At 61.5% G+C, this 7,851-nt stretch carries 7 protein-coding genes and 1 other RNA gene; 2 read left to right on the top strand and 6 right to left on the bottom strand.

The genetic code is table 11. The features are described 5' to 3' along the window. The 5 genes from ACC569_RS06200 to ACC569_RS06180 form a co-directional block, all read right to left on the bottom strand. The coding region (locus ACC569_RS06200; protein WP_372522630.1) for an ABC transporter ATP-binding protein at positions 1 to 698 on the bottom strand (698 nt) is incomplete at its 3' end. After that, positions 695 to 1,429, bottom strand: a complete 735-nt coding sequence (locus tag ACC569_RS06195) for an ABC transporter ATP-binding protein (protein ID WP_372522629.1) — start codon at positions 1,427 to 1,429, stop codon at positions 695 to 697. The genes ACC569_RS06195 and ACC569_RS06200, both read right to left, overlap by 4 nt. Next, the gene (locus tag ACC569_RS06190; RefSeq protein ID WP_372522628.1) at positions 1,426 to 2,178 is read right to left on the bottom strand and encodes an efflux RND transporter periplasmic adaptor subunit; all 753 of its coding nucleotides are present in this window, start codon (positions 2,176 to 2,178) and stop codon (positions 1,426 to 1,428) included. The genes ACC569_RS06195 and ACC569_RS06190 overlap by 4 nt, the downstream gene beginning before the upstream one ends. Positions 2,179 to 2,217: 39 nt before the next feature. Beyond that, positions 2,218 to 3,804, bottom strand: a complete 1,587-nt coding sequence (locus ACC569_RS06185) for an efflux transporter outer membrane subunit (protein ID WP_372522627.1) — start codon at positions 3,802 to 3,804, stop codon at positions 2,218 to 2,220. Between the two features lie 39 nt (positions 3,805 to 3,843). Beyond that, positions 3,844 to 4,542 (bottom strand): TetR/AcrR family transcriptional regulator, encoded by a 699-nt coding sequence (locus ACC569_RS06180; protein WP_372522626.1) that lies wholly within the window; start codon positions 4,540 to 4,542, stop codon positions 3,844 to 3,846. A 170-nt stretch (positions 4,543 to 4,712) separates the two neighbouring features. Here ACC569_RS06180 and ssrA point away from each other — a divergent pair. After that, positions 4,713 to 5,066, top strand: a transfer-messenger RNA (tmRNA) gene (gene ssrA / locus ACC569_RS06175). A gap of 193 nt (positions 5,067 to 5,259) precedes the next feature. Here the strand turns inward: ssrA and ACC569_RS06170 are convergent. Then, the gene (locus ACC569_RS06170; protein ID WP_372522625.1) at positions 5,260 to 7,188 is read right to left on the bottom strand and encodes a 2Fe-2S iron-sulfur cluster-binding protein; all 1,929 of its coding nucleotides are present in this window, start codon (positions 7,186 to 7,188) and stop codon (positions 5,260 to 5,262) included. A gap of 417 nt (positions 7,189 to 7,605) precedes the next feature. On the opposite strand from ACC569_RS06170, the gene ACC569_RS06165 reads away from it, so the two are divergent. Further along, complete coding sequence (locus tag ACC569_RS06165; protein WP_372522624.1) at positions 7,606 to 7,848, top strand: exodeoxyribonuclease VII small subunit; 243 nt, start codon at positions 7,606 to 7,608, stop codon at positions 7,846 to 7,848. Positions 7,849 to 7,851 lie beyond the last annotated feature (3 nt).

The following is a 7,851-nucleotide window of genomic DNA, read 5'->3' as shown; positions in this document are numbered from 1 at the left end:
TACAGCTGCCCCGGAAACACCGCTTTTTTGAGCTGCGCCGGCGTATCGAGCGCCACGATCCGCCCGGTGCGCATCAGCGCGATGCGGTCGCACTGCTCCGCCTCGTCCATGTAGTGCGTGGTCACGAATATCGTCTTGTCCTGCGCCGCGAGGTCGCGGATCAGCGCCCAGAAGCGCGCCCGCGCCGCCGGCGTTACCCCCGCGGTGGGTTCGTCGAGAAACACGATTTCAGGATCGTGCAGCATCGAGGCCGCGAGCGAGACCTGCTGCTTGATGCCGCCGGGCAGGTCCTTGACGAATGAGTTCAGCGGTCGCTGAAATGAAATGAAATGCAGAATGAAATCGCGGCGCTTCAGGAAGGTCGCGCGGTCGAGCTTGCGCAGGCTCGCGATGAACGCGAAGTTCTCCTCGACGGTGAGATCGTTATATAAAGTGAACCTCTGCGACATGTACCCCACCTTGCGCTTGATGGCCATCTCGCCGGTGTCGAACCCGACGCCGGCGACCGTCACCTCCCCCGAGGTCGGCGGCAACAGCCCGCACAGTACCCGGATCGTCGTCGTTTTGCCGGCGCCGTTGGCGCCGAGGAATCCGAAAACCTCCCCGCGCTTCACCGTGAAGCTGATGTCATCCACCGCCGTGAAGTCGCCGAACTTCACCGTGAGCTTCGATACCGCGACGGCCGGTTCGTCGTTCACGAAGCGATCTCCGCGTGCTTCAGGAACAGCTCGTCGAACGTGCGCACCCGCTCGCGCGCCAGGATCTCGCGCGGCTCGCCTTCGGCGACCGCCCGGCCCGATTCCAGCAGGTGCACCACGGAGCAACGCTCGGCCTCGTCCATGTACGCGGTCGCCACCAGGATCAGGATTTTCCGGTCGGCCAGCCGGTACAGCAGTTCCCAGAACTCGCGCCGGCTGATCGGGTCGACGCCGTTGGTGGGCTCGTCCAGCAGCATGATCTCGGGCGAGCGCAGCAGCGCGCACATGAGGCCCAGTTTCTTGTACATCCCGCCCGACAGCTGCGCCGCGGCGCGGTCCACGAACTCTCCCAGGCGGGTGATCTCGAGCAGCTCCTCGCGCCGCGTCCGGAATTCGTCCGGCGGAATCTGGTACAGCGCGCGAAAGAATTCCAGGTGCTCGTCGATGGAGAGATCCGGATACAGGCTCTGCTGCTGCGGCATGTACGCTATGCGCGAACGCACCGCTTCGAATTCGAGCGGCACGCCGTCTTCCCGATATTCGACGCTTCCCGCGTCGGGCCGGAGCAAGCCGAGCAAGGTCCGCATCAGCGTGGTCTTGCCCGCGCCTTCCGGGCCGATGATGCCGTGCATCTTCGCTTCCGCGAACTCCAGCGAAACGCCCGCGAGGGCCTGGTTCGACCCGAGCTTCTTTCTCACTTCATTGACGCGGATGGAGAACTGGCCGGTCATCGTTTCTCGTTCGGCAGTTGCACTTCGATGGTCATGCCGGGCTTGAGGATTTCTTCGGCATTGGCATCGCGGAAACTCACCTTGACGCCGAAGACGAGACGTTCCCGCTCAGCCTGGGTCTGGACGTTCTTCGGCGTAAACTCGGCTTCGTCGTTGATCTTCAGGATGGTGCCGTCGAATCCGCGATTGCCGAGCTCCGGTAGATATCCCTTGAGTTTCATCCCCGGCGAGAGTTGCGCGACCTTGGACTGGGGGACATAAATATAAGCCCAGATGTCACGGATGTCGGCGAGCGTGACGATCTTGGTTCCCGGCGCCACCCACTCTCCGGGTTCGTGATAGCGGCTCAATACCTTACCTTCGATCGGCGATTCGATGGAACACCACGCGAGCCGGACATCGGCGTCGTCCCTGTGGTTGCGCATCTGATCCATGGTCTCGGCGCTGACGGAACCGATCTTCGAGAGCTTGAAGTTGCGGTCGTAGTTCTCGTGTGCCAGACGCGCGGCGATCTTGTAATCCTCGCACGCGAGGGTAACGAGCGTTTCACCCACCTTGACCCGGTCTCCCTCGTGTACCCGAACCTGATCGATGGCGGCGGCCAAGCGCGCGGACAGGTCGACCTTGGTGGCTTCCAGCGTGCCGGCGTACCGGAACGGTTTCTCTAACATAAAGTACGCCGCCACCGCAGCGCCGATCACTATGACGGCGACGACGGGGATGAGAACTTTCTTGGGAGGTTTTTTCATTGATCGGTTTTCCTTTCCTTCTTAAATGAAGACGCTCACCTACTTCCCCTCTCCCCTCGCGGGAGAGGGGAGAGGGTGAGGGGGATCACCCCTCATCCCCACCCCTTCTCCCTCAAGGGGAGAAGGGAGCGAGCCGTTGCGGCCTTCGGCCGCGGATTCATTAGATCGGTTCCACCAACCGCCGCCGAGCGCCTGAAACAACGCCGCGGTATCCGCGTAGCGTAGGGCTTGGGACTGAACCAAGCTGATACGCGCCTGCTGATATTGACGCTCGGCGTTGAGCAGCGAGAGAGAATTCGCCGCCCCGAGCGTAAACTCTTTATGCGTCAGGTCGAACGTGTCGCGCGCGATCGATGCGGCCTCGGTCTGCAGCTTGAGCGTGCGCGCGTCCACCTCGAGCGCGCGCAGCGTGTCGGCCACGTTCTGAAACGCGTGCAACACCGTGTCGCGATATTGGGCAACGGTTTGATCGTAGGCGGCGACCGCGGCGCGGCGCCGGGCCGTGAGTTCGCCTCCGTGAAACAACGGCTGCAACAGCGACGCGCCGACGTTCCAGATGCCGGTGGTGGGACCGAACAAGTCGGCCGTGCTGTTCGCCTGGGTACCGTAACTGCCGGAAAGCGTGATCCGCGGATAGAGGTTGGCGGTGGCGACACCGACCTGCGCGCTCGCTTGGTGCAGCAGCGCCTCAGCGGCCCGGATATCCGGCCGTTGCCGGACCAGCATGGACGGCAGGCTTACCGGGAGTTGCTGCGGCAACTCCAGCGTGTCCAGCGTGAACTCGGGCAAGTCCGCCTCGCCGGGGAACTTGCCCGCTAGCACCGCCAATTGATGACGCGTCAGCGCCAGCTCTTTCTCCAACGACGGCAGGGTCGCGCGAGTTTGCAGCAGTTGGGCGCGCTGGGCGAGCACGTCGGAACGCCTCGCCCCGCCCAGTTTGAATTGATTCTCGGTGATATCGAGTTCCTTCTGCTGCAGCGCCTCGATCTCCTGGGCCGTCTGCATCTGCGCGCGCAGCGAAGCCTCCCGGATGGCCGTGGTGACGATATTGGCGGTCAGCGCGAGATGCGCGCCTTCCAGTTGGAAACTCTGGTAGTCGACCTGCGCACGCATCGCCTCGAGCTCGCGGCGCCAGCCGCCACCGACGTCGAAGGTATAGGACACCCCGACCGAGGCGTTGTATAGATTGAAAACCGTGGACGGCGTGTTCGGCTGGCCGAACGCCGTCGGCGAAAACCGCTCGCGCTGTGCGGAGAGCTTCGCGTCCACGCTTGGCGAAACCACGCCGACCTCGGCGCGCAGATTCTCCTGCGCCTGGCGCAACCTCGCCTGCGCAACCGCGAGCGAGGGGCTGTCGGCCAAAGCCTGGCGGACCAGGCGATCGAGTGCTTCGGAATGGAACAGCGTCCACCACTGGGCCGAGATCTCCTCCCCCGCCACGAAACGTTGCGCCGCCCCGGCGCGACCCGGAGTCGTCGCGGTTTCCTCGGGCAACGCCGTTGAGGTATAGGAATTGACCTTCGGAGTTTCAGGTTCGCGAAAATCGGGACCGACCGCGCAACCGGCGACGGCCGCCGCGATCAGAACCGTCACGATCGGGATGGCTAATTTGGCGAAGCGTTTCATGTCATCCGTGTCCAATATCCATGCCACGTGATATGAAAATCAGCGAGACGCGTTCCGGGATTGTTTCTGCCCGGCGCCCTCGTAGAACATCCGCGTGCTGTGATCGATGAGGCGCTCGACGAAGGCGTCCGTCATGCGTATCCCCAATACCTTCTCCGCAATCGGCAGCGCGATAAAGGGAAACACCACGAGGCTCATGAAGGACAAGGTGCCGAGCGTGGGATCGAGATCGGCGCGCACCTGGCCTTGCTCGATGGCGCGGCGAAGCAGCTTCGGCAGCCGTCCGCCGGCGCGCGGGGCGATTTCGCGGATGAAGGTTTCGCGAAACGGCCCCGCCTCCGCCAACACCTCGCGCACGATGAGGCGCGCCAGCCACGGCTCGCGCGCGAACGTGGTCATGACGCCGGCAAGCACCTCGCGTAACGGGACCGCCTCGCGCGCGTTGCCCGGTTCCTCGGTGAGCGCCTGCAGCCGGCGCATCATCGGCCCCAGGGTGTCCTCGAGCATGGCGCGGTAGAGCCCGTCCTTGTCGCCGAAATGGTAATGGATCATGGCCGGGTTCACGCGCGCCGCGGCCGCGATCTCGCGCACCGAGGCGGCGGTGAAATCGCGCTTGGCGAACAGCTCGCGCGCCGCCCGCAGCAGATCCACGCGCACCGCCTCGCGGTGCGCCGTACCTTCCGGCCGGCCGGGGCGGCGTCGCGCCCGCGTGCCGGATTTCTTAGCCGTGCGTGACATGGCATTAATTAAACATTCGTTTAATTTAAATGTCAAGCCTGCGATAGTCTACGAAACAAATGGTTTCGTGAAAAAATCAGCGGTGACGAAACAACGCATTGAAACTTGGTGCATTCATCCCCAATAAAAAGGACATCCCATCCACGATGGGATATACTGTAAACGTTTCGGGGGGTGACCTGGCTTCGACGTGGGTTACGAAACCTCTGGGGCATGCCGAGGTGCAGATCTCCTCGTAAATCCAGCTGCAAACTTATAGTTGCCAACAACGACAACTACGCCTTAGCGGCTTAATCCCCGCTAACCTTTCGCCTACGTTTCGCCTGTGGGCCGGGATCGAAAGGTCGATTACACAGGATCGCGCCGGCTCGTGCCTGTTGAGCAAGCGCTAAATCCAAGCAGGCTCAGCTCAGCGATGGTCCTGTCTGCCGGAACACGCTGAGTCAAATCGAAGACAGACTACGCATGTAGAACCATGGATGTAGGACTTGCGGACGCGAGTTCGATTCTCGCCACCTCCACCATTAATAGTAAAGGTAACACTAGAGGGCGCCATGTGGCGCCCTCTAGTGTTATTGGTCCAAGGAAAGTGGCGAGATGAGAACTCGCGTAGTGGTTCGACAAAATATAGAGATCGGAGAATGACCGCAGTCGGAAGCGGACGTTGCGCCCCTTTTTCCCAAAGACCTGCAGCTTTTGAGCAGTAAATACGGAAACTCAGTCTGACGTCTGCACTATCTCGCCGGCCTGTCCCTTGATATGCGGCGCAAAATTGAAGGCATCGGAGAAGCAGCGGTCCTCCGCCATGCCCTTTTGCAGAAAAGCGGAATGCGCCGTCTCGACCATGCCCACCGAACCACAGGCGTAGACCTCGCAACCGGTCATGTTCGGGAAATCCTGGAGAATTGCCTCGTGCACAGAACCTGTGCGTCCTTCCCAGCGATCTTCGGGACCCGGCTCGGACAGCACCGGGATGAATTTGAAATTGTCGTGCTCTCGCGCCCAGCGCTCGGGTAATTCCTTCATATAAAAATCCTTGAGCGATTTCACGCCCCAGTAGAGATGCATGGGGCGCTTCAGGCCGGCGTGGAACGCATACTCCACCATGCTCTTCACCGGCGCAAAGCCGGTGGAACCGGCGACGAAGATAATCGGCCGGTCGGAATCTTCACGCAGATAAAATGAACCCAGCGGCCCCTCGCAGCGCAGGGTGTCGCCCACCTTCATCGCGTTAAAGACGTAGGTCGTGAACGCACCGCCGGGCACCAGCTTGACGTGCAGTTCGATCAACTCGGCTTCGTGCGGCGCGGTGGCGAAGGAAAACGCGCGCCGCTCGCGGTCTTCGAGCACGATATTGATGTATTGCCCGGCATGAAACCGGATGGGTTCCGGGTCGAGCGGTTTGAGCAGCACGCGCATGACGTCGTCGGTGAACCGTTCCAGTTGTTGCACGCGCGCCATGAAGGTCCGGATCGGGATGTCGCTCGTGGCGCCGATGTTCTCGCATTCGATATCCAGATCGGACAGCGGCGTGGCGCAGCACATCAGGACCTTGCCCGCGCGCCTTTCATCCTCCGTGAGCGCGCTTTGCTGATACACGCCATGATCCACCGTGCCTTGCAGCACGGTACACTTGCAGACGCCGCAACCGCCGCTGCGGCATTCGAACGGCAGCGCGATGCCGGCGCGCAGACCGGTTTCGAGGATGGTCTCGCCCGACCTTGCCGCCACCGTCTCATCGCCGGGACGAATGGTAAGCAGGAATTCCTTGCCCATGCGCCGGCGTTGCGGTGGCAACCACGGCAACAAAGCCAGCAGGCCGGTGCCGCCGATGACGAGCCACCACAAATGTTTCGGCGACCAGGCATAGATCAGCGGATACATCAAAAGATAAAACCAGTCGAGCTTGAGCGACGTGACCACCGTGTCCAGGTTCGCCGGTCCCTGGCTCCACACCGGCCACACCAGCGTAAACACGATCATCGCCACCAGCAGCGGCACGGCCAGATACCGCGGCGGGTTGGTGGCGGCCTTGGCCACGCGTTGCGTGTGTATCCACAGGACCAACAGCAGGATCAGCGAAATGCCAATGTGCATGAACGTCAGCAGCGAGAACAGGCGATCGCTGACGCTGCCCTCGCGCAGGAAATTGCGCGCCATCGGTTCGGTGAACAGCGGCAGCCAGTCGAGCCATTCCGACGTGGCGATCGTGACAAATTGCGCCAGACGATCCCACGGCAGCATGAAGCCAACGACCCCGGAGGCGTACACCAGCCACAGCACGACGATACCCGTGACCCATGAAAACCAGCGGAATCCGCGGTAGTGGTCAAACGCGAAGTGGCGCAGCAAGTGCAGTCCCATCGCCAGCACCATGCCGTCGGAGGCGTAGCGGTGCAGGCCGCGCATCACCTGTCCGATATACCAGTGGTTGCGCGTGATGTGCTCGACGGAAGCATAAGCCTCTTTCACACCGGTATCGAAGAAGGCGTACAGATAGACACCGGTCACCACCGCCACCCAGGTCATGAAATAGGCGATCGCGCCGAGGTGATACAGGGGATTGAGCCGGTCGCCGAATACGGCGTTAAATATTTTCTCCAGGCGCAGGAACAGCCACTGCCCGGTCAGCCGTACGTATTTCATGCCGAAGAATTTCTCCCGGAACACCTATAAATGGTGCACATTCGTATCAGGCGGGCACGTCACTGGCCTTGATTCAGGTCAACGGGCCGGCGGAATAAACCGCAAGCTCGGACGCGCAAACTACATGGTTAGGGATGCTCTGACCAAGTCCGTTCGTGGTGAGCCTGTCGAACCATGAACGGACGAATCGCCTCCCATTGACGGTATTTCCCGTTCACCCTTCGACGAGCTCAGGGCGAACGGGAGACTTGATCAGATGTTCCTTAGTGTCGTGGCACGAAAGCTATGCCGACAACTGATATGATTCGCTTTTGTCACGGCGCTTGGCATCGCCCATGCGGTGAAATCCGGCGAATTGACGCCCTTGGGCGCACGCGCTAGTTTACCCTTTCTTTGCCTATGCCTTTAGGAGCCCCGGTGGCGAAAAAATCCAGCACCCAACCCGACTTTGAAGCCGCCCTCGCGGAACTGGAAAAGATCGTGGAAAAAATGGAGTCCGGCGGACAGACGCTGGAAGAGTCGCTGAAGTCCTTCCAGCGCGGCATCGAGCTGACGCGCGCCTGCCAGCAAGGCCTCAAGGACGCCGAACAGCGCGTGGAAAAACTGGTGAGCAAGAACGGCGAGTTGACCACCGAGCCGTTGCGAGACAAAGACGAGTAAACC

The sequence above is a fragment of the Sulfuricaulis sp. genome, assembly GCF_041499725.1.
Lineage (GTDB): Bacteria > Pseudomonadota > Gammaproteobacteria > Acidiferrobacterales > Sulfurifustaceae > Sulfuricaulis.
This window is presented reverse-complemented; position numbering and strand designations above follow the sequence as displayed.